Here is a 17,958-nt window from a genome sequence, read left to right on the forward strand (position 1 = left end):
ACCCGGAAGTTGCGGCTCCCGGAAGGCAACGCGGCCCGTGGGATGGGGACTTGCAGTGAGAGCCGATGCTCCGGGTTCGCGGGAAAGCACGGACGCGCCGCCCCGCCCGGCTTGTAGAGTGCGACCTTCTCTGTACGCCAGGACCACCTGCTGGAGCTCACTGTGCACCTGCTCGCTGCCTGTACCCGCGCGGCCGTATGGGAGGTGGCCCGGGGCGATCACTGACGCTGTCATCTCGCAGACCCTGGCCACGTACCTGGAGCGATACCCGGACGAGGCCGAGGCACTGGCTGCGCCGTTGCGGATGCTCGCGGGCGGCAGTGGCTTCGCTTCGCGGCGCAGCTTCCCGATGCATGTGACGATGGGCGCGCTCCTGGTCCGTGGCGGCCGGGAGATCCTGCTGATCGAGCATCGGGCGTACGGGATCACGTTGCAGCCGGGCGGGCATCTCGAGCCGACCGACGCCACGCTGGTCGACGCGGCCGTGCGCGAGCTCGCCGAGGAAACCGGACTCGACCCGGCGGGAGTGACCCTGGCGGATCCGGTGCCCGCGTACGTCGAGTACGGGCGTCTCCCGGCGCGCCCCGAGAAGGGCGAGCCGGATCATTTCCACCTCGACCTGGGGTACGCGTTCACGACGGATCGCGCGGACGTGGGGCAGATCCAGGAAGCGGAGGTGACCGGTGCTGCCTGGGTTCCGCTCGCAGATGCCGAACGGCTGGTCGGCCCGCGCATCGCCCGTGCGGTGAGCCGGACCGCCCGCGTCGGCTGATGCAGGCCCGGAGATCTCGGGCCCGGCCGTGGGACGGATGCGGCTGTGTTCCGGCCGATGTGCGGTGGGTCCGCGTCGTGGGCCGCTGTTCACGCCGGGGCCCCGTCGCACCGGGCGATGACGACGAGCCAACTGGTGACCGTCACGTCGTCGGGCCGGGTCAGGGCGTACGCCTTCTCCAGCAGTTCCATCTGCTGGTGGTAGGGGAGCCCGCTGGGCCGGGCGAAGACCGGGATGGACAGCCAAGCTCTGCGTTCGGCCATCGTGGTGTGCTGGGCGGTCACCTCCGCTTCCACCAGGGTCAGGCCGGCGCCGGCCAGGTGCTGGGTGATCGCGGGGAGCGGGAGCCGCGGGGCTGTATCGGCGGCAGGGCGCGGCAGGCGGTTGTCGCGGGTGGCGATCTGCTCGATCAGGGAGCCCAGCGAGGGACGGGCGGGCAGGTTCTGTGCGTCGGGGTGTTCCACTCCGGCGAAGCCGCCGCCGACGTTGAACACGAACCGCCGCCGGGCCGCAGAGCGCGGTGCACTGCGGCGAACACGGCGGGCACGTCTGTCTTCCAGATCGCTGAGTTGCACACGCGGCGTCGACGCCTCCGGCCGGGGTGTGCTCGGTGAGATCCTCCGCACGGGCCGTGATCCAGGTCAGGCGCGGATCGTGGACGGTGCGCCGGCCGATGCGCTGCATGGCCCAAGCGTTGTCGAGGGTGATGACCTGTGCGTCTCGCGGTGCCAGGGCGAGGGTGGCCTGGGCGGTCGCGCCGGTCCCGCCGCACAGGTCGACGATCGTGCGGCTGGTGATGAGGCGGGCGCGAGAGGCCAGGTCGCGACTGGTGCCCGTGTACGTCGGGAAGCTGCGGGTGAAGGCGGCGTAGGCCTCGGCGGTGGCCTCGTCGTCCCACCCGGTCAACGCGTCCTGCGTCAAGGTGTCCTCCTCGTATCGTCGTGGGTCGGGCGCCTGCCCCGGGTGCCGTCCACAGGTGGCTCCAGGGCGTGTGATCGCCGCGGGGGCTCAGTCGAAGGACGTCTTGCGGGTGCGGGTCCGCTTCAGTTCGAAGAAGCCGTCCGCAGCGGCGACGGCGAGGAGCCCGTCCCAGAGCTGCCCGGCGGCGCCCCCGCCGGGGGGGGGCGGGGGTGACGACGGGCCCGAACAGCGCGGTTCCCGCGATCCGCAGGACGGGCGTCCCGACGTCAAGGCCGACGTCGTCGGACGCCTCGTGGTGCGAGTCCTTGATGATCTGGTCGAACTGAGTACTGGTGGCGGCCGAGGCCAGCGAAGCGGGCAGGGCGCACTCGGTGAGGGCTTCGGTGATGACGGCCGGGTCCTCCCGGCGCCGCTGGTTGTGCAGCCGCGTGCCGATCGCCGTGTACAGCGGGCCCAGCACGAGGCGGCCGGCGTGCTCTACGGCGGCCGCACAGACCCGCACCGAGCCCCGGGCGGACTCCATCAGCTTGGGCTTCCCCTTCGCTTCGCTGAGATTTTCCGCCCTTGCCGCACGCCCCGTCGGGGCGTGCGGCAGGCGTCGGTGTCCGATGGCGTCACCGGCTTGGGAGGCCGGCGAGCATCGTGAGGACGGCGGCGAGTTCCGGCACGTCCCCGTGCCGCTCGTTCTGGCGTCTCGGGCATGGGCCACCTGCTTGGCCACTCTTCAATCCACACGTTTCGAGTGGTTGGAGTCGTGCGGCACTCGATCAGGGGCTTGAGCGCTCCTTCCGCAGGCCCTGGGCAGGAGCGGGACGGCGTGCGTGGAGACGGATCATGTCCAGGCCCCGCTGGAAGGTGCCCGGGGTTTCCGAGAGGTTGAGCCGCAGGAGCTGGCCGCCGGGATACAGCGCGTCCCAGGCGGCGGAGGTCCCGCCGTGGACGACGGTCGGGTTGAGCCGCAACCCTGCTCGCCCGCACAGCGTCACCCAGGGCAGGAAGCGCTCCTGCGGAATGCGGAGTTCGGCGAACGCGGAGTAGCCCCCGACCGGCTCCATGCCCGGGATGCGCCGCACGGGAGATCCGGGGCCGTCGAGTGCGTGAGCATTCTGGCGGAAGCGTTCGGCCATGACGGTCAGGTGATCGCGGATGCGGCGATAGGTCTCCTCCTTGGGCAGTGCCGCAAGACCTGCTCGGCTGACGCTGTCCTGGGCGATCCGGACGAGCTTGGCCGTCTGCTCGTGGGGGGCCTCCACCACGGTGAGGAGGCAGGCGTAGAAGATCATGACGACTTCGCCGACGGGGTCGCCGCTCATGGCCATCCGCTCGAAACGGTCGCGGGCCAGGTGCTGCAGCAGCGCCTCGTTCCGGGTGATGACGACGGCTGCGCGCAGCCCGGGCAGGGAGAGGTCCTTGGAGGCGGTGAGGATCAGGGCGGCCTTGCCCAGGTCGATGCCGTGGACGCGGTCGCGGAGTATCGCCGCGGGTTGCGGGCCTTCGGCTCCGATCTGGAAGGGGACGTCGAGAAGCGTGAAGTCCGGTTCGGCCCGGGCGGGCGGGGTGTGGCGGGCGCCAGTGACTCCGTTGGGGAGGACTTCGACGAGGCAGGTGCGTGCGAGCGGGGACGTGCTGGTGGGATGGAGGGTGCCGTCGTGCCGGTAGTAGCCGGTCACCGGGGCTCCCCAGCGGACAGCGCACTGGTCGAAGGCGTAGTAGTTCGGCAGCGGCAGGATCAGAGCGTGGCCGGTCTCGGAGAGATGCGCGATGGTCAGGCTGATGGCCTCGGTGCCGCCGCGGGTGAAGAAGATGTCGGACGGGTCTAGCCTCATGTTCAGGTGGTTGCCGAGGAGTTCGGCCATCGCCGCCCGCGCGCCCGCCCGGCTGCGGCTGGCGTACGCGGAGAGGGTTCCGTCGCGGATGAAGCGGTCGAGCAGGGCGGAGAGGTAGCGGGCGAGGTCCGGGGAGGGCGGGAAGCGGTTGCAGCCCTCCCCGAGCTCGATGGCCGTCTCGGTGTCCGGGGCGGCACCGTCGCGAAGGGCTCCGAAGGCGGTGAGGCAGTCGGCCTGCGCGGGGGCCGGGATGGTGTCGTGCACGGTGGCTCCGGTGCGCCATGGGCCGGGGCGCTGCCGGGCTTCCGCGGTGCGGACGTCGGCGAGATTACCGGATGGGGAGGGCCTCGGGGGCGGTTGGCTGCAACGGGGGGACCTCGTGCAGACCAGGACGCTGCCCGTTCGTCCCGGGCCCGGGGGTCAGGAGGATGCGGGCGGCCGCATCGAGGTCGGGTGTGTCGGTGTGCTGATCACGCCGCACCCAGATGGCGTCGATGTCTGCGCGTCGGGCCCCGGCGGCGTCGGCCTGGGGGTTGTCGCCGATCATGACGAGCCGGTGTGCGGGTCCCGCGGCCGCCCGCGCGAGCTGGAACGCCTGGGGGTGGGGTTTCTCGTAGCCGCTGGCGGCGGAGTTGATCACCGCCTGGAACCGGGTGTCGATACCGAGGGCGGACAGGAGCTCGGGGAGTTCGGGGACGTGGTTGGACAGGAGGACGTGCGTCCAGCCGTGTGCGGTGAGCCGGTCCAGGACGCGCAGCGTCTGCGGGTAGAGGCTCCACGCGGCGGGGTCGGTGTAGGCGTCGCGGGTTGCGGCAGCCACTGCCGCGGGATGAGAGATCCCGAGGCGGGTGAGTGCCTTGGAGACGACGCGGGTGATGTGATCCCACCAGACGTCGGGGTCGCTCAGCTGCGGGTGAGGCTCCTGATGAGCATTCCAGGGGAAGCCGGTGGCGAGAGCAGTGAACATCTCGGGGAAGGCCCAGCGGTGGCCGGGCTCTTGGACGTCCAGGACTTCCAGGAGGCATTCGGCCCACGTTCCGTGCCGGCGGTGGCCGAGCGTTCCGTCGAAGTCCCATATCGCGGTCTTGGGTGCCGTCACCACAGGCCGAGCGCTTCCAGGACGTGCGGTGCCTTGGGCTGCGGCACGGAGGGCTCGGCGGTGAGGAGGTTCTCGGGGAGGTCCGTCTTCCTGTCGAGTTTGATCATTTCGCGCCAGCACTGGGCCTGTGGCCACTGTTGCGTCCAGGCGGGACGCAGTTCGTCGGCGGGAATGTTCTCGAGGTGGCGTTCGCCGGCCAGGAGTCGGGCGGCGGTCTTGGCGCCGATGCCGCGGATGCCGGGGATGTTGTCGGCCGGGTCGCCCATCAGGGCGCGGAAGTCCGGCCACTGCTCGGCGAGGACGCCGTAGCGGGGCAGGATGTGCTCGCCGGCGGTGTAGCGGCGCTCCATGGCGAAACCCGTGTTCAGCAGGCGCACGCTGGGGTCGGCCAGGAGCTGGATGTAGTCCTTGTCGGTGGTCATGATGTCGACCGCGCGGCCGTCGGTGCGGGCGTGAGTGGCCAGGGTGGCGATGACGTCGTCCGCTTCGCAGCCGTCCTGTTCGATCCACCGGACGCCGCTGTGGTCGAGGGCGTTCTTGACCAGGATGAGGGACTCGATCAGGCCGGGATCCGGGGCGGGGCGCTGGGCCTTGTAGTCGCTGTCCCGTCCGACACGGGCTTGTGAGCCGTTCTCTGAGTCGAAGACCACGAAGATCTCGAAGCCGTCGGCGTGCTGGATCTGGGCTTTGCGCAGGAGTGCGGCGAAGCCAAAGACGCCGGTGCGGTCGATGGTCTTGTCACGGCTGGTGATGCGGGCGGCGAAGCCGAACCAGGCGCGGTGCAGGAGGTAGTGGCCGTCGATGAGCAGCAGGGGAGCGGTCATGGCGTGGCCTCCAGGGGATGGTGCGTGCTGGCGGGTGCCTGTGACCGTGGCGTACGGGCATCCGTTGCCGGATGACCATGGAGTGTAGTCACGGGGGTGGCGCGGGGCAGCCAGAACGTGGCCAGCAGCGTCGCGAGGTGCTCGGCGGCGTTGCGCTGCTTGAGAACCGTGCGGTGGGCGGCTGCCCGTAGCCGGGCGCGTTCGCTGCAGGTCAGGGCGAGTGCGCGGCGAAGCCCTTGGATCAGGGTTCCGGGAGCGGGGTCGTAGAGCAGGCCGTTGTGGCCGTCGGTGATCTGTTCGGGGAAGCCGTCGATGTTCGGGGCCAGGACGACGGCGCCGCCTTGTTGGGCCCACAGGGCGGTTTCGAAGACGATGTTGGCCAGGGTCTCGCCGCGGCTGGGGACGGCCATGGCGAAGGTGTCGGGCCAGGCGGCCAGCGCGCGGGGGATTGTCCGGTCGTAGCGGCCGATGATGGTGGCGCTGAGCCCGAGCTCGGCGCTGCGCTGCCGGTAGGAGTCGAGCAGGTTGGCGCGGTCGTCATCGGTGGGGACGGCGACCATCGCCAGGTGGACGTTCTCGCGCAGAGGGGCGAGTTCCTCGACGAGGAGGTCGAGGCCCTTGGTGTGGTCGGTGCGGCCGATCGCGGCGACGACCGGGCGGCCTGCGGGGATGCCGATGGCGCGCACGATGCGTTCGGCTTCGGTTCGGGTCGGGGGGGCGAGGTCGGCGGCGGTGAGGTCGAGCCCGGAGGGCCAGGCCCGGAGCGTGCCCGGATCGAGCCGGTACTGGTCCTGGAGGTGGCGGGTGAGGAAGTCGCCGATGTCCGCGACCCATGCGCGGGGGTGGAGGCCAGCAGCAGCAATGGCCTCTTCTTCCCAGGCGATGCGGCCGGGGTCGGGGTGGGGGCGTTCGGTGATGCGGGCGGTGGAGAACAGGGCCAGCAGCACCTCCACCCCCGGGTGGGTGTGGTGGGCGAGACCGGCGAAGGGGGTGTCGACGCCGATGGCCAGCACCTTTTTGTGCCGGTCGGCCAGGTGTCCGGCGGCGTGGGCGGCTTCGGCGGACAGGTGCCGCCAGGTGTCCGGGTGCCAGAAGGGGCGGTGGGTGTCGTAGGGCAGGGTGATCACCTCGCCGCCGAGGTCCTCGACGATCCGGTGGGCGTAGCGGAGGTCGTCCTCGTTGTAGCCCCAGGTGGCCGGGCCGGGCTCGGGGACGGCGAGATACGGGGTGAAGGCGCCCGCGTGCGCACTGAGGCGGTGGTGGTGGCGGGCGAGGGTGGCCAGGAACGTCTTGGTCTGGCGGCCGATGCCGTTGGTGTTGTTCGCGATGCCGTTCACGGCGCAGTACAGCAGCGCCTTGGTCGTGGACGTGGACAAGGGGGCGTCTCCTTCCCGGTCAGCCGGCGGCGTAGAGGTCTTCCGGGTTCGGGCGCCAGATCTTCGACTTCGCCGCGGCCGGCTTCATCCCGTGCGCGGCGAGCAGGCCGGTCAGGTGCCGGTAGGCGGCTTCCGTCTCGGGCTCGGTGGCGGCGAACAGGGTGTAGTTGTCCGTCATCCGCACGGCCGTCCATGAGGTCAGCTGCTGGTCGACGGGGGTCATTCTCAGGTTCGTGAGCATCGGGCTCAGGCCGCTGCCCGGCGCGAGCGGGTCGGGCAGGTCGCTCAGGATGCGGCGCAGCAGGGTGAGCACGCTCCCGTCGTGGACGAAGCGGGCGACGGAGCTGATCGCGTCCTCCAACGCGACGCCGTGGCTGGCGGCGGCGACGTCGATGTCGGCCACCCAGGTCAGACCCGCGTTCAGGTGCCGGGCGGCGGCCGCGACCGCGAGGGGCCGTCCGGCCCGCCGGTGCCAGCCGAACATCCAGGGCGGGTAGGCGTCCCGCTCCAGGACGGGCTCGACGGCGTTGCGCAGCGCCCGGTGGACGATCCGGTCGGTGACTGTGGGGATGGTGACGGTGTGCCGTTTGCCCCAGGCATCGAACTCCTCGGTGCGCAACGGGCCGGGCCGCCACGTTCCGGCCGACAGCGCCACGGACAGGGCCGTGATGCGGGCGGGCATGTCCTGGCGGAAGGATCTCCAGGTCATGCCGTCCGCGCCGGGGGAGCCGGTGCGGCCCATGCACTGGCGGGCGGCCCGCTTCAGGGCCCGCTCGCTGACGGCTTGGCGCATCAGCGAGTGCGCTGCCGTACAGCTGGTCACCTGATCATCCCGGTCGAGGCCAGGAACGCCTGGGCGACTGCGGTCGGCGTGTGGGCGGCGACCTGACGCGGCCCGTGCTGGGAGGCCGCGTGGTAGGCGGCCGGGTCGCCGAGCAGGGCTGCGAGCGCCTTCCACAGGGCTTCGGGCCCGTTCTCCAGGGCGGTCAGCCTTCCGGCCGGTCCGGTGAGGGCGGGCAGGTGCCCGAGCCCGTAGCCGACCACCGGCGTGCCCACGGACAGGGCTTCCGCGGCGACGTTCCCGAACGTCTCCGGGCTGGTGGAGGAGATGACCGTGGCGGCGGCTCCCGCGAGGAAGCCGGGCACCTGCTGCCAGGGCAGGGCCGGGAGGATCTCGACGTCAGGCAGGGCGGCGGCCAGGGCCCGGCACTCGGTGACCACCTCGTTCTGCATGCCCTGCCAGTACTCGAATCCGGCCTCGGCCAGCACGATCTGCAGCGGCCTCCCCAGCCCGGCCGGGTAGGCCTTCAGCATTTCGGCGATGCCCTTGTGCGGCTCGGCCCGGGCCACGATTCGCACCGGCCCGCGCTCACGCAGCACGTCCCGCTCGTCCGGCGCCGGCGGCTTGATGATGTGCATGAGGGCGTTGGGGACCACGGCCCATTCGCCCGTGTCCACGCCTTCGCGGGCCAGTTCCTCGATCATGAAGTCGCTGACCGTCAGGACGCGGCCCGGGCGGTGGCCCAGACTCTGGTACAGGGGGGCGTCGGTGCGCGGGACGTGCACCATCAGCGCGGTGGCCATGTGCGCCGGGGCCGGGCTGAGGTAGCCCAGCCCCCACACGGCGTCCACCCAGCACACGAGATCCACCGTGCTCCCGGCCAGGAGGCGGCGGACCTCCTGCTCCACAGCTGCGGGATCGGCGAGGAGGGCGGTGAGGTTCTCCTCCAGCGCGGGGCGCGGCAGGGTCAGGCTGTCCAGGCGGAGAAGGTCCTCGCCGTCGTCGGGGGTGGCGGGGCCGGCGGCGATGATCAGGGCGCGGTGGCCGAGTTCCCGCAGGCCGGTGGCGAGGGAGGCGATGCTGCGCTCGATCCCGGCGGGCTCGTCGGGGTTGTGGGTGAGCAGGACGAAGGCGATGTTCACTTGGTGGCTCCAGTGGTCGCAGGGCTGGGGGCGGTGTCACGGACGGGCCGCAGCCCGATGCCCGGCGAGACGATGCTGGGCGGGACGTCGTTGGCGTGAGCGCACTCGGCGTATTGGGAAAGGGAGTTGTAGGAACCGCCCCGCAGCAGGGCGATCCGGTCGCGGCGCCACGGCGCCGTCGTCCACTCCCACACGTTGCCGCCCACGTCCCAGACACCGTCCGGGGTGCGGCCGGCCGCGTGGGACCGAACCGGCGTGGGGCGGCCGGGGCCAAGGCCGCGCAGGTTGGCATGCCCGGGCCCGGGCATCTGGTCACCCCAGGGGAAGCGGCGAACTGCGCCCGCGGCCATCCACTCCCATTCGGCGGACGTCGGGATCCGAGCCCCGAGCCGGTGCGCGAGCTGGGCGGCCTGGGGCAGCGTCAGGCCGGTGACCGGCATCCCGGCGACGGCCAGCGGCGTCGACGCCCACCACAGCGTGGCCACCTCTTGGGCGGGGTGCCACTCCCCGGCCGCAACGGGGCCGCCGGGTATACGGATCCACCCCACCGGATCCACGTCTGCCGCTACCGTGGAAGGGTCCCGGGCAGCAGGCACGCTCCCCGGAGGAAGAACCGGTCCGCTCACCAGCACACGCGGGCTTGCCTCCGGCGAAAGACGGCCCTGTCCGGGCGCTCGCCCGCTCACCGGACCACGGCCCCGGCAGCCGCGAGGAGCTGGCCGCCGAGGGTACCTCTGTCGGCGAACGCGCCGCTGAGGCTGTGGTTCAGGGTGCGGGCCTGATCCTGGCGGACACCCCGCATGCTCATGCACATGTGGGCGCCGTCGGCGACCACCCCGACGTCCGATGAACCGGTCGCCTTGGCCACATCCGCAGCGACGCCGTCGACGATCCGCTCCTGGAGCTGGAGACGATGCGCGTGAACGGAGACGATCCGCGCGAACTTCGACAGACCCAGCACGCTCCCGCACGGCCGGTAACCGATCGTCAACTCCAGCCTCATGGGCAGCAGATGATGCTCACACAAGCTCCAGGCCACGACGCCCCGCACGATGACCAACCGGTCCGTACCGGCGGGCAGGTCCTCCTCGAAGACGGTGTCCGTACGGCCCGCGTCGTGGTCGAGGAATTCCGTCCACCAGCGGGCGGCCCGCTCCGGGGTGCCGCGCAGCCCCTCACGCTCGGGGTCCTCACCCACCGCCTCCAGCAGCTGCCGGTACAGGTCGGCGACCCGCGCGACATCCACGCGCGGGCGCGCCACGAGGTTGTCCAGTTTCGTCATCAGGCAAAGGCCTTTGTCGCGGTCCGTGCACCGGCACGGAGAACGGAAAGGGCGTTCGGGCCCTCGTGCAGCAGCAGGTCCAGCGCGCTCAGGCCCGGACTCCAGCCCGGCGCCCGGCCGTAGCGCGGATGCGAGTACGTGGCGACCTCGACCGTGATCGCATGCTCGGTCAGCAGGCCGTGGTCGAGGTAGGCCAGCGCACCGGTCCCCACCCGCAGTCGCGTCGCGCCCCGCTGCCGGCAGAGGTCGATGAGCATCCCGGTCTGCCGTCCGGCCGGAGGCCGTTCGCTGGTGCGGACCATCGTCACAGGCAGACCGAAAGCGTCGAGCAGCAGCCGCAGCAGCGCCTCGTTCACGTCCGCGAGGTGAGTCCAGGGCGCGAGGTAGAGCGCTTCGAGGGCCTCCCGGTGCGCGGGCCAGTACGGGGCGTGCCCGTACGTCTGGGCGAGGCTGCGCCAGTGCCGACCGGCCCAGGCGTCGTCCGCGATCCGGGTGTCGGTGATGCTCTGGCCGAAGTGGCGCCGCACCGGCACGGTGAGCCTGACCGGTCCGGCGGTGCCGCGGATGTAGTTGCGGTTCTGCCACCCCCGTTCGGTGAACTGCACGTGGTCCAGCAGGACCAGTTCGTCCGCGTCGGCCAGCCGTGAGAAGTAGCCAGGCCAGGGTAGATAGGCCGGCTGGTGGGCGACCAGCACATTCCCGCCCATCAGCAGGCCATCCGGTAGGCCACGAAGGCCTCCGCCCGCTCGGCACCGCACGACGCCCCGGCCGCGGCGTCGAGCGCCCGGATACGATCCAGGGACCGCGGGTGGTCGCCGTCGCGCAGCTCGCGGGCGTAGCACTCCAGCGCCTTGTCCTTCACCGCGGCGGTGCCGGTGACGTCGACCCACACGCTGGGTCGCGGGAACTGCGGGCTCCAGGCGTGGTCCTCGGGCCCGTGGAACCCGAGGACCATTCGGGGCCAGTGGCGTAACGCCCCGCTGGGCCGCGCCGCCGCGTAGGCGGCCTGGTGGACGACTTGGTGGTCCTGGTGGACGGCGCCCGCCGCCGGGATGAGGAGCGCGTCCGGTTCCTGCGCGGCCAGCGACAGGTCCGGGCCGGCCTCGATGAGGCGGACCAGTTCCGCGACGTGACCGGCGAGGTCGCCGGCCCGGCGGTCGTCGCTCCAGGCGATGTGGCGGCCGCTGACGCCCAGGACGTCACAGGCCGCGTTGAACTCCTGGTGCCGCAGCCGGCTGTCGGTGGGTGTTCCCCACCGGGGCTGGGTCAGGCACGCCACCGCCAGGACGTGCACCTGAATTCCGACGGCGGCCAGGCGGGCGATGGTGCCCCCGGCGCCGAGGGTCTCGTCGTCGGGGTGCGGGGCGACCGCGAGAACGTGGTCGCCGGGGCTCAGGCCGAACATGGGCCTACCTCCTCTTGATCCGTGGAAGGGGAACGGGCTTAGGGGGCACCGGTCAGCCGCGCGTTCGGGGTGCCCGGGGCTGGCTGCGCAGACGGGTCACCGGGGGAAGGGCTTCCAGTCGGCCGGATTCCGGGGCGGGCTCCCAGGGGAAGTGGACCCAGTCGGCGACGTCCCAGCCCCAGCTGTCGAGCGGGTAGTCGGAGCCCTCGTTGCGGCAGAGCACGGCCGTACGGACACCGGACGGGCCCACCGTGGCGGTGAGCATTTCCGCGATCGCGTGCAGGGTGGCCCCCGAGCCGCAGATGTCGTCGACGACCAGCAGCGAAGCGGCGGCGGGCAGCGCGGTGAGCGCGCCCTTGTTGTGCCGTCGGTCGAGGAGGACCCGGCCGGTGGCGGCCTGCTGGATACCCACCGGCGCGTTGTGGCGGGCCCGGACGACGACGGCCGGGACGCCGAGCTGCTCGGCGACGACCTCGACGAGGGGGACACCGCCGCGGGCGATCCCGAGGACGGCCGCCGGTCCGAATTCGGCTTCCTGGGCGGCGATCAGGCAGGCCGCGGTGAGGAACTCGGCCTGGGCGAGCTGCCAGACTCGGCGGTTCTCGAAGATGCGGGTGTTCACGGCCAGCTCCAGGAGTCGAGGACGGCGTGGATATCGGCGTGGCGGTCCATCGCGTCGGTGATCAGGTGTGTCCTGGTCACCGGGACCGTGCCCAGGACCCCGGCGTACGGGGCCTCCATGAGCAGCAGGGCCTCCGAGGAGGGGAACCGCGCCAGATGCCGGCGCAGGACCGACTGCGCCGACCCGGCAAGGACGCTCGCCCGCTGCTCGGTCATGGGCTGCTCATACGTGGTGACGGGCGCGTCGGCGGTCACCAGCCCGTACAGGGCCGACAGCACCAGGACGCGGCTGCGCAACACGCCGTGCGCGTTGACCCTGTCGCGGATCAGCGGGACGACCCACCCCTCGTACAGGTCGAGCGCGGGCAGGGGGGCGGTGGTCACCCGCTTCTCCTTGCAGCACGCCACGACCACCAGCCCGTCGGTGACGGCGAGCTCAGCGGCCACGTTCGTCACCCCACAGCAGCACGTGCAGGCGCGTGCTGAGCCGGTAGCCCCGCTCGCGTACCGGGCCTTCCAGGGTGCGCATCCCCTGGAGGATCACCTCAGGGTCGGTGCCCTCCGGCATCACCGAGATGCAGGTCAGGGCGTAGGCCTCCTCCAGCGCGGCGATCTCGGCCACCTCCGAGGGCTCGGAGACGACGAACTTGAAGCGGGCCCGCCCGGTGGCGACGAAGGCCCGCAGAACATCGGGGACCAGACGCCGTGTCTCCGGCATGGCGGCTCCGAACCTGGACAGCTTCGGGGAGACGTTGAAGTACACCCCGGCCGCAACCAAAGCCTCGGCCGGGGCGATGGTGCCGTTGGTCTCGATCTCCACCTCCCGGCCGGCCGCCCGCAGCCCCTTGACCAACTCGGTCACTCCGGCCATCTGGATCAGCGGCTCGCCGCCGGTGATGACCACGAGGTCCTCGGGCTGGTCCACCGCCCACGCCAGCAGCCCCTCGACGCTCTCGTAGTGGGCCTCCTTGCGCAGGTCGAACCGCTTGTGGTCCCAGCTGTAGGGGGTGTCGCACGGCGAGCAGATGAGGTTGCACAGGGCGAGACGGATGAAGCACGCGGGCACCCCGGTGCTGGGGCCCTCGCCCTGGACCGTGCTCCCGAACTTCTCCGAGACCCGGATCCGTAACCCGGCGTCCTGCAGCGCGCTCACGCCGTGCCTCCCGTGTACTCGGCCCAGCTGGTCTCCGTCTCCGAGACCCGCAAGCACGCCGCGTTCCAGCCCGCCCCTGCCATGGCCCGGTCCGCCAGCCACTGGGAGAAGTGCCGGGCGAGGTTCTCCGACGTGGGGTTCAGACCGGGGATCACCTCGTTCAGGACTCGGCCGTGCACGGCGCTGCGCAGGTGCTCGCGCAGCAGCACGGGAATGTCCCCGACCCGGGGGACGGCGGAAACGGGCACGCTTAGGACGTAGGAGTGGCCGTGCAGACGTCCGCACAGATGGCCCTCGGGCAGCCCGCGAAGCTGGTGCGAAGCCTCGAATGGGGCGAACGCGGCCGACGGCAGGGGCTGCGTCCGCCCGGTTCGGACCTGGACCCCCTCCAGCACGGACACGACGTCGGACGCCAGATGGCCGCGTGCCCATCCCAGGAGGTGCTGGGCGATTCCCTCGTTGGAGACGTCCTTGACGCAGTCGTTGAGGATCTGGTGGTCCAGAGCCCCGTCGATGTACCGCTTGAGGGGAGCCAGGTCACCGAAGTCGGCGACAAAGCCCTCCGGGCTGAGCACCGCGGAGGACAGCACGGCCTCAGCGGTGAACGAGTGACCGTCGTACCGTCCGTCGTCGAGCCGCCGCGTCGCCTCGAAGCGGAAGCCCTTCCCGATCCGGAAGAGGCACTGCGTGCTGCTCATCGGACGGCACCTTCCTGTGCTGGCACGTAGATGGTCGGGTCCCCCACTCCGGCCTCGGCGAACGCCTCCTGGCGCTCCACACAGGTCCCGCAGGCTCCGCAGTGCGCAGCGCCGCCCTCGTAGCACGACCACGTCAGCGCGAACGGCACGCCCAGCCGGACGCCCTCACGCACGATGTCGGCCTTGGTCAGGTTCAGGAACGGGGCGACGAGCCGGAAATCGTTGGCTATGTGCCCCTCGTTCGCCGCCTTCATGGACGCCTCGATGAGGGTGAAGAACTCCGGACGGCAGTCGGGGTAGATCGCGTGATCCCCGGAGTGCGCGCCGAACGCGACGGCGTCCGCCCCCGCCGCCACCGCGGCGCCGGCCGCGATCTCCAGCATGATCGCGTTCCGGTTCGGGACGACCGTGCTGCGCATGGTCTCGGCGCGGTAGTGGCCGTGCGGCACCGTGATGGCCGGGTCGGTCAGGGCGGAGCCGCCCAGGATCCGGCCCAGGGACGTCAGGTCGACGATGTCGTGGGAAGCGCCGAGCTGATCGGCCAGGTCCGCGGCGTGGGCCAGTTCCTTGACGTGGCGCTGTCCGTAGTTGAACGAGAGAAGGCTGACGGTGACGCCCTCGTCGCGGAGCTTGTAGGCCGTGACGGCGCTGTCCAGGCCGCCGGAGAAGATGAGTACCGCGTGCCGGGGTACGGCGGTTCGAGGCATGGGTGTGCCCTTCCAAGGTCCCCCGGACCGTGTCCGGGGCAGTGGATTGTGTGGACCTGGGGTCTGCGGGCGGGGAGGAATCCGCCAGCCGTGCGAGCGGGGTCGGACTACTTCCGCCACCGCCTGGTAACAGTGAGCCCGAAGCGGGCAGGATGAGGCACCGGTGAGCCGCGCTCACTCATACACTCCGCGAACTCACGTACAAGGAGCGCCACATGACAGGCCAGGGGGAACCGTCGTTCGCAGCGGAGCTGAAGCACTTCCGCGAAGTGAGAGGCCTGGCCAAGGCGGAGCTGGCCCGCCGGCTGAAGATCTCCCCTTCGTACGTGAGCCACCTCGAATCCGGACGGGAACGCGGCTCCTCGGATCTCGCCCGCCGCCTCGAAACCGAGCTCGATGCGGGAGGAAAGCTCTGGAAGGCGTGGAAAGACGACGACAGCGGCCCGCAGCTCGTCCCGGAGTCCGCCGACGTCCCGCCGTCCGCGGGCATCCTCGTGCTCGAAGACTCCGCCGCCCTGCGCTACGACGGCACCCACTACCACCTGACCATGCACCGACGACTCCGGAACACCGGCACCGAGCCGATCACCCGCTATCTCGTCCGCATCGCCGTCGACCGCTACCCGGGCGAACCCGAACGCTCCAACGCCCTCTATCGGGCGCATCCCCTGACCTGGGAAGAACTTCAGGTCGAAGCGCACTGCGGCGACGAACAGATGGGGCGCGTCATCAAGCACGACCGTGATGCGTTCAAGGAGATATGGCTCGAGTTCGCGAACTCTCGCACCCGCTTCCCCCTCTACCCAGGACAAGAAGCCGGCATCACCTACAGCTACTCCGTCACAGCCGACAAATGGGGCCCCTGGTTCCAGCGAGCCGTCCGCCTCCCGACCCGCGAACTCACTGTCAGCCTGTCCTTCCCCACCGATCTCCAGCCCACGGTCTGGGGCACCGAAACCTCCCTCAGCGCCAACGCCGCACCCTTGCGGACGCCCCCCGCCCACGCCGTCGACGCAGACCACACGGTCTACACATGGACGACCCTGGACCCGCCGCTCCACGCCCGGTACCGGATGGAGTGGCGGCTGAAGACCGAAGACCCTGCAGAGAGCGAGCCCGTGAATACCCCCGCCCCCAGTGCCCTCATGGCCACCGCAGGCATCATCCAGGAAGGCGACATCATCCTGCAGTCCGTCGCCCAGCCTTTCGACCTGCCATCTGAGGCCGACGACGCCCGCCGCGTAGTGAGCGAACTCAGCGACGCGATCACGCGCGTCAGAACCCTCCACGACTTCGGCAAGGGGATGGGCATCGCCGCCCCGCAGATCGGCATCAGCCGCGCGGCTGCAATCGTCGTCCCGCCGGGCGACGGAGCCTCCCCGATCGTCCTGCTCAACCCCACCGCCGTGGAGTCCTCGGCTGAAACCGACCGTCAGTATGAGGGATGCCTCAGCTTCTTCGACGTACGAGGACTCGTCCCCAGGCCCCTGCATATCGTCATCAACCACACGGACATCGAAGGAACACCCCACCTCACCCGATTCGAGCACGGTCTGGCCCGCCTGGTCCTGCACGAAGTCGACCACCTCGACGGCCGCCTCTACCGCACCCGAATGGAGCCGGGCACGGAACCGATCCCCGTCGAGGAGTATCGAGGCACCGGCCGGCCGTGGAACTACCGCTGACCTGAGCCCGGCAGGGCGGCATTGCCGAGGGTGCACGGCGAGCGGCTGGACGCAGCCGCCCTGGAGGCCGGCGTGGAAATGCCCGGCGAACTGCCCGCTGTGCCCGGCCCCCTGGTTCACTGGTTGGCCCCCCGGGGCTGCGGCCGTGCCCTATCCGTGGTGCGGCGCGGTGTGCCGGCCTTGTCCTGGTGGGTGGGGGCGGTGTCGCTGGTAGGTGGGTGCGGTACGTAGGAGCCGATTCCGTTCCTGGTGACCAGGAGTTCTTCAGCGATCAGCGGGGCGAGCGCTCTGCGTAACTGCGTCTTGCCGACGCCGAACTCCTCCAGCAGTCGGACGGTGATGGGCTCGCCGGGCTTGATCGTGCCGTCCCGGACACGTTCCCGCACGATCTCGGTGAGCTGCGCCGGCGTGGGAGCCGGGGCTGGGGCACTGTTTTTGCCCAGCACGATGACCACGGAGTGGCGGCGGCACACACGTCCGTCCGCCTCCAGTGCGTGCATGGCGGTCCTCAGCGCGGAAGAGGTGACGCCGAACCGGACCGTCAGGACGCTGTGGGCCGGGAGCCTGCTGCCTGGCGGGTAGGTGGTTGTGTCCGCGAGCATGTCGACAACCCCTCGGTAGGCCGCGCGGGCGGCGTGCAGCTTCGACGAGGTACCGATCAGGTACGCACTGACGACGGGCGTGGCGTCCGACGAGGTCGGGCTTGCCTGCGCGGGGCCGGGGTCCGGCGGATGCCCACGGTGATGGTCGGGTTCGCGGGCGAGGCGAGGCGATACGTACGTGCCGGAGCCGGTCTTGACCAGGAGTCCTTCGTCGGCGAGCGGCCGGAGAGCGGTGGTCACGGTACACCGATGGACCTCGAACTCCTTTACCAGCAGGGGTACCAGAGGTGTTCCGGGCTTGAAAGTGCCGTCAGCGATACGCTCCCGCACCGTGGTGGCGATGAGCACGAACTTGTTCGGGGCCGGCTCGTAGCCCTCGCCGAGCACGAAGACGCCCAGTGGGGGGCGGATCCACACACGCCCCTGGGACGCGAGGGCCTCCATGGCGGCACCCACAACCGCCTGAGCAACGCCGTACTGCCGGCACAGTGCCCTGTACGTCGGCAGTTTGGTGCCCGGCGGGTAGGTATCGGTGTCCGCGAGGAGGCTTTCCAGCCCGTCGTAGACCCGGCGCCTGAGGGTGCCTGACTCGGGAACGGCCAAGGAGGGGATGGGTGCGGGCCGGCTCACTGGCTTTCCGCCCAGGTCCTCTGCCGTGCCGCGTCGGCGGGACGGATCCTCGTGCCCAGGAACGCGGCGAATGAGCGGCCCCCCTCGTCCAAGGTGCCGACCTCGCGGTGCGGGAGTAGCTGGGAGACCTCTCCTGCACGGCACTCCAGAGACAGGGTCGGTGCTGGTGTGACCTGGTCGGTGACGGCGGCGTGTATGGCGGGGGTCTCCCGTGCGTCGCGCCGAAGGTGACGGACGACGGTGCCGGAGCCGGAGCCGGTGACGGAGGTTCGGTCCGGGCTCCATCCCAGGGTGGTGCGCAGGTGCTCGGCGAGCCTCTCCGGAGCGACCGCGATGCGCAGGTGGGTATGTCCGGCGCGAGCGGCGCGGTCCGCGAGCCACGTGGTGAGGATCCAGGCCACGGGACCGTACACGGACCCGGGATGGGTGATTAT

General features: G+C 71.0%; 21 protein-coding genes. 2 read left to right on the forward strand and 19 right to left on the reverse strand.

What is annotated here, in order from left to right; genetic code table 11:
* The first annotated feature begins 304 nt into the window (after positions 1 to 304).
* Positions 305 to 772 (forward strand): NUDIX hydrolase, encoded by a 468-nt coding sequence (locus DTB53_RS35875; RefSeq protein WP_236586272.1) that lies wholly within the window; start codon positions 305 to 307, stop codon positions 770 to 772.
* Positions 773 to 861: 89 nt separating this feature from the next.
* Here the strand turns inward: DTB53_RS35875 and DTB53_RS37820 are convergent, their stop codons facing one another.
* The 17 genes from DTB53_RS37820 to queC all read right to left on the reverse strand — a co-directional run bounded on the left by DTB53_RS37820 (position 862) and on the right by queC (position 14,607).
* Positions 862 to 1,266: a hypothetical protein gene (locus tag DTB53_RS37820; protein WP_236586268.1), complete on the reverse strand. Its 405-nt coding sequence runs from the start codon at positions 1,264 to 1,266 to the stop codon at positions 862 to 864.
* Positions 1,182 to 2,216, reverse strand: coding sequence for a mycothiol-dependent nitroreductase Rv2466c family protein (locus DTB53_RS38150; RefSeq protein WP_372455146.1), 1,035 nt, complete (start codon positions 2,214 to 2,216; stop codon positions 1,182 to 1,184). Before DTB53_RS38150 ends, DTB53_RS37820 begins: the two co-directional genes overlap by 85 nt.
* A gap of 244 nt (positions 2,217 to 2,460) precedes the next feature.
* Positions 2,461 to 3,783: an aminotransferase class I/II-fold pyridoxal phosphate-dependent enzyme gene (locus DTB53_RS35890; RefSeq protein WP_069455682.1), complete on the reverse strand. Its 1,323-nt coding sequence runs from the start codon at positions 3,781 to 3,783 to the stop codon at positions 2,461 to 2,463.
* Positions 3,784 to 3,847: 64 nt separating this feature from the next.
* Positions 3,848 to 4,618, reverse strand: coding sequence for an HAD family hydrolase (locus DTB53_RS35895; RefSeq protein ID WP_159402317.1), 771 nt, complete (start codon positions 4,616 to 4,618; stop codon positions 3,848 to 3,850).
* Positions 4,615 to 5,442 carry a 5'-3' exonuclease gene (locus DTB53_RS35900; protein ID WP_079139702.1) on the reverse strand — a complete coding sequence of 276 codons (828 nt, stop codon included), beginning with the start codon at positions 5,440 to 5,442 and terminating at the stop codon, positions 4,615 to 4,617. Before DTB53_RS35900 ends, DTB53_RS35895 begins: the two co-directional genes overlap by 4 nt.
* Positions 5,439 to 6,818 carry a glycosyltransferase family 4 protein gene (locus DTB53_RS35905; RefSeq protein ID WP_075025179.1) on the reverse strand — a complete coding sequence of 460 codons (1,380 nt, stop codon included), beginning with the start codon at positions 6,816 to 6,818 and terminating at the stop codon, positions 5,439 to 5,441. Before DTB53_RS35905 ends, DTB53_RS35900 begins: the two co-directional genes overlap by 4 nt.
* Positions 6,819 to 6,837: 19 nt before the next feature.
* Positions 6,838 to 7,641, reverse strand: a complete 804-nt coding sequence (locus DTB53_RS35910; protein WP_079147542.1) for a reverse transcriptase domain-containing protein — start codon at positions 7,639 to 7,641, stop codon at positions 6,838 to 6,840.
* Positions 7,638 to 8,741 (reverse strand): glycosyltransferase family 4 protein, encoded by a 1,104-nt coding sequence (locus DTB53_RS35915; protein ID WP_069455680.1) that lies wholly within the window; start codon positions 8,739 to 8,741, stop codon positions 7,638 to 7,640. Before DTB53_RS35915 ends, DTB53_RS35910 begins: the two co-directional genes overlap by 4 nt.
* Positions 8,738 to 9,298, reverse strand: a complete 561-nt coding sequence (locus tag DTB53_RS35920) for a formylglycine-generating enzyme family protein (RefSeq protein WP_236586267.1) — start codon at positions 9,296 to 9,298, stop codon at positions 8,738 to 8,740. Before DTB53_RS35920 ends, DTB53_RS35915 begins: the two co-directional genes overlap by 4 nt.
* Positions 9,299 to 9,423: 125 nt before the next feature.
* Complete coding sequence (gene folE / locus DTB53_RS35925) at positions 9,424 to 10,023, reverse strand: GTP cyclohydrolase I (RefSeq protein WP_069455679.1); 600 nt, start codon at positions 10,021 to 10,023, stop codon at positions 9,424 to 9,426.
* Positions 10,023 to 10,730, reverse strand: a complete 708-nt coding sequence (locus DTB53_RS35930; protein ID WP_069455678.1) for a WbqC family protein — start codon at positions 10,728 to 10,730, stop codon at positions 10,023 to 10,025. Before DTB53_RS35930 ends, folE begins: the two co-directional genes overlap by 1 nt.
* The gene (locus tag DTB53_RS35935; RefSeq protein WP_069455677.1) at positions 10,730 to 11,428 is read right to left on the reverse strand and encodes a PIG-L deacetylase family protein; all 699 of its coding nucleotides are present in this window, start codon (positions 11,426 to 11,428) and stop codon (positions 10,730 to 10,732) included. The genes DTB53_RS35930 and DTB53_RS35935 overlap by 1 nt, the downstream gene beginning before the upstream one ends.
* A 52-nt stretch (positions 11,429 to 11,480) precedes the next feature.
* Positions 11,481 to 12,050 (reverse strand): phosphoribosyltransferase, encoded by a 570-nt coding sequence (locus DTB53_RS35940; RefSeq protein WP_069455676.1) that lies wholly within the window; start codon positions 12,048 to 12,050, stop codon positions 11,481 to 11,483.
* On the reverse strand, positions 12,047 to 12,496 hold the full coding sequence (locus DTB53_RS35945; RefSeq protein WP_069455675.1) for a DUF6884 domain-containing protein: 450 nt from the start codon (positions 12,494 to 12,496) through the stop codon (positions 12,047 to 12,049). The genes DTB53_RS35940 and DTB53_RS35945 overlap by 4 nt, the downstream gene beginning before the upstream one ends.
* Positions 12,486 to 13,202: a 7-carboxy-7-deazaguanine synthase QueE gene (locus DTB53_RS35950; RefSeq protein ID WP_069455674.1), complete on the reverse strand. Its 717-nt coding sequence runs from the start codon at positions 13,200 to 13,202 to the stop codon at positions 12,486 to 12,488. Before DTB53_RS35950 ends, DTB53_RS35945 begins: the two co-directional genes overlap by 11 nt.
* Positions 13,199 to 13,900: a 6-carboxytetrahydropterin synthase gene (locus tag DTB53_RS35955; RefSeq protein WP_069455673.1), complete on the reverse strand. Its 702-nt coding sequence runs from the start codon at positions 13,898 to 13,900 to the stop codon at positions 13,199 to 13,201. The genes DTB53_RS35950 and DTB53_RS35955 overlap by 4 nt, the downstream gene beginning before the upstream one ends.
* Positions 13,897 to 14,607 carry a 7-cyano-7-deazaguanine synthase QueC gene (queC, locus tag DTB53_RS35960; RefSeq protein ID WP_069631262.1) on the reverse strand — a complete coding sequence of 237 codons (711 nt, stop codon included), beginning with the start codon at positions 14,605 to 14,607 and terminating at the stop codon, positions 13,897 to 13,899. The genes DTB53_RS35955 and queC overlap by 4 nt, the downstream gene beginning before the upstream one ends.
* Positions 14,608 to 14,822: 215 nt before the next feature.
* Between queC and DTB53_RS35965 the strand changes: the two genes are divergently transcribed.
* Positions 14,823 to 16,292 (forward strand): peptide deformylase, encoded by a 1,470-nt coding sequence (locus tag DTB53_RS35965; RefSeq protein ID WP_069456271.1) that lies wholly within the window; start codon positions 14,823 to 14,825, stop codon positions 16,290 to 16,292.
* A 116-nt stretch (positions 16,293 to 16,408) separates the two neighbouring features.
* Here DTB53_RS35965 and DTB53_RS35970 read toward each other — a convergent pair whose 3' ends face one another.
* Positions 16,409 to 17,524, reverse strand: a complete 1,116-nt coding sequence (locus DTB53_RS35970) for a GntR family transcriptional regulator (protein ID WP_075025178.1) — start codon at positions 17,522 to 17,524, stop codon at positions 16,409 to 16,411.
* Positions 17,521 to 17,937 (reverse strand): hypothetical protein, encoded by a 417-nt coding sequence (locus DTB53_RS37825; RefSeq protein WP_069456273.1) that lies wholly within the window; start codon positions 17,935 to 17,937, stop codon positions 17,521 to 17,523. Before DTB53_RS37825 ends, DTB53_RS35970 begins: the two co-directional genes overlap by 4 nt.
* Positions 17,938 to 17,958: the final 21 nt, after the last annotated feature.

Origin of the sequence: Streptomyces griseus, assembly GCF_900460065.1 — a bacterium.
Taxonomy (GTDB): Bacteria; Actinomycetota; Actinomycetes; order Streptomycetales; family Streptomycetaceae; genus Streptomyces; species Streptomyces griseus.

Coding starts and splice junctions, on each gene's coding strand:
- DTB53_RS35875 (WP_236586272.1), top strand. CDS start 305: ATGCTCGCGGGCGGCAGTGGCTTCGCTTCGCGGCGCAGCTTCCCGATG.
- DTB53_RS38150 (WP_372455146.1), bottom strand. CDS start 2,216: ATGGAGTCCGCCCGGGGCTCGGTGCGGGTCTGTGCGGCCGCCGTAGAG.
- DTB53_RS35900 (WP_079139702.1), bottom strand. CDS start 5,442: ATGACCGCTCCCCTGCTGCTCATCGACGGCCACTACCTCCTGCACCGC.
- folE (WP_069455679.1), bottom strand. CDS start 10,023: ATGACGAAACTGGACAACCTCGTGGCGCGCCCGCGCGTGGATGTCGCG.
- DTB53_RS35930 (WP_069455678.1), bottom strand. CDS start 10,730: ATGGGCGGGAATGTGCTGGTCGCCCACCAGCCGGCCTATCTACCCTGG.
- DTB53_RS35935 (WP_069455677.1), bottom strand. CDS start 11,428: ATGTTCGGCCTGAGCCCCGGCGACCACGTTCTCGCGGTCGCCCCGCAC.
- DTB53_RS35955 (WP_069455673.1), bottom strand. CDS start 13,900: ATGAGCAGCACGCAGTGCCTCTTCCGGATCGGGAAGGGCTTCCGCTTC.
- queC (WP_069631262.1), bottom strand. CDS start 14,607: ATGCCTCGAACCGCCGTACCCCGGCACGCGGTACTCATCTTCTCCGGC.
- DTB53_RS35965 (WP_069456271.1), top strand. CDS start 14,823: ATGACAGGCCAGGGGGAACCGTCGTTCGCAGCGGAGCTGAAGCACTTC.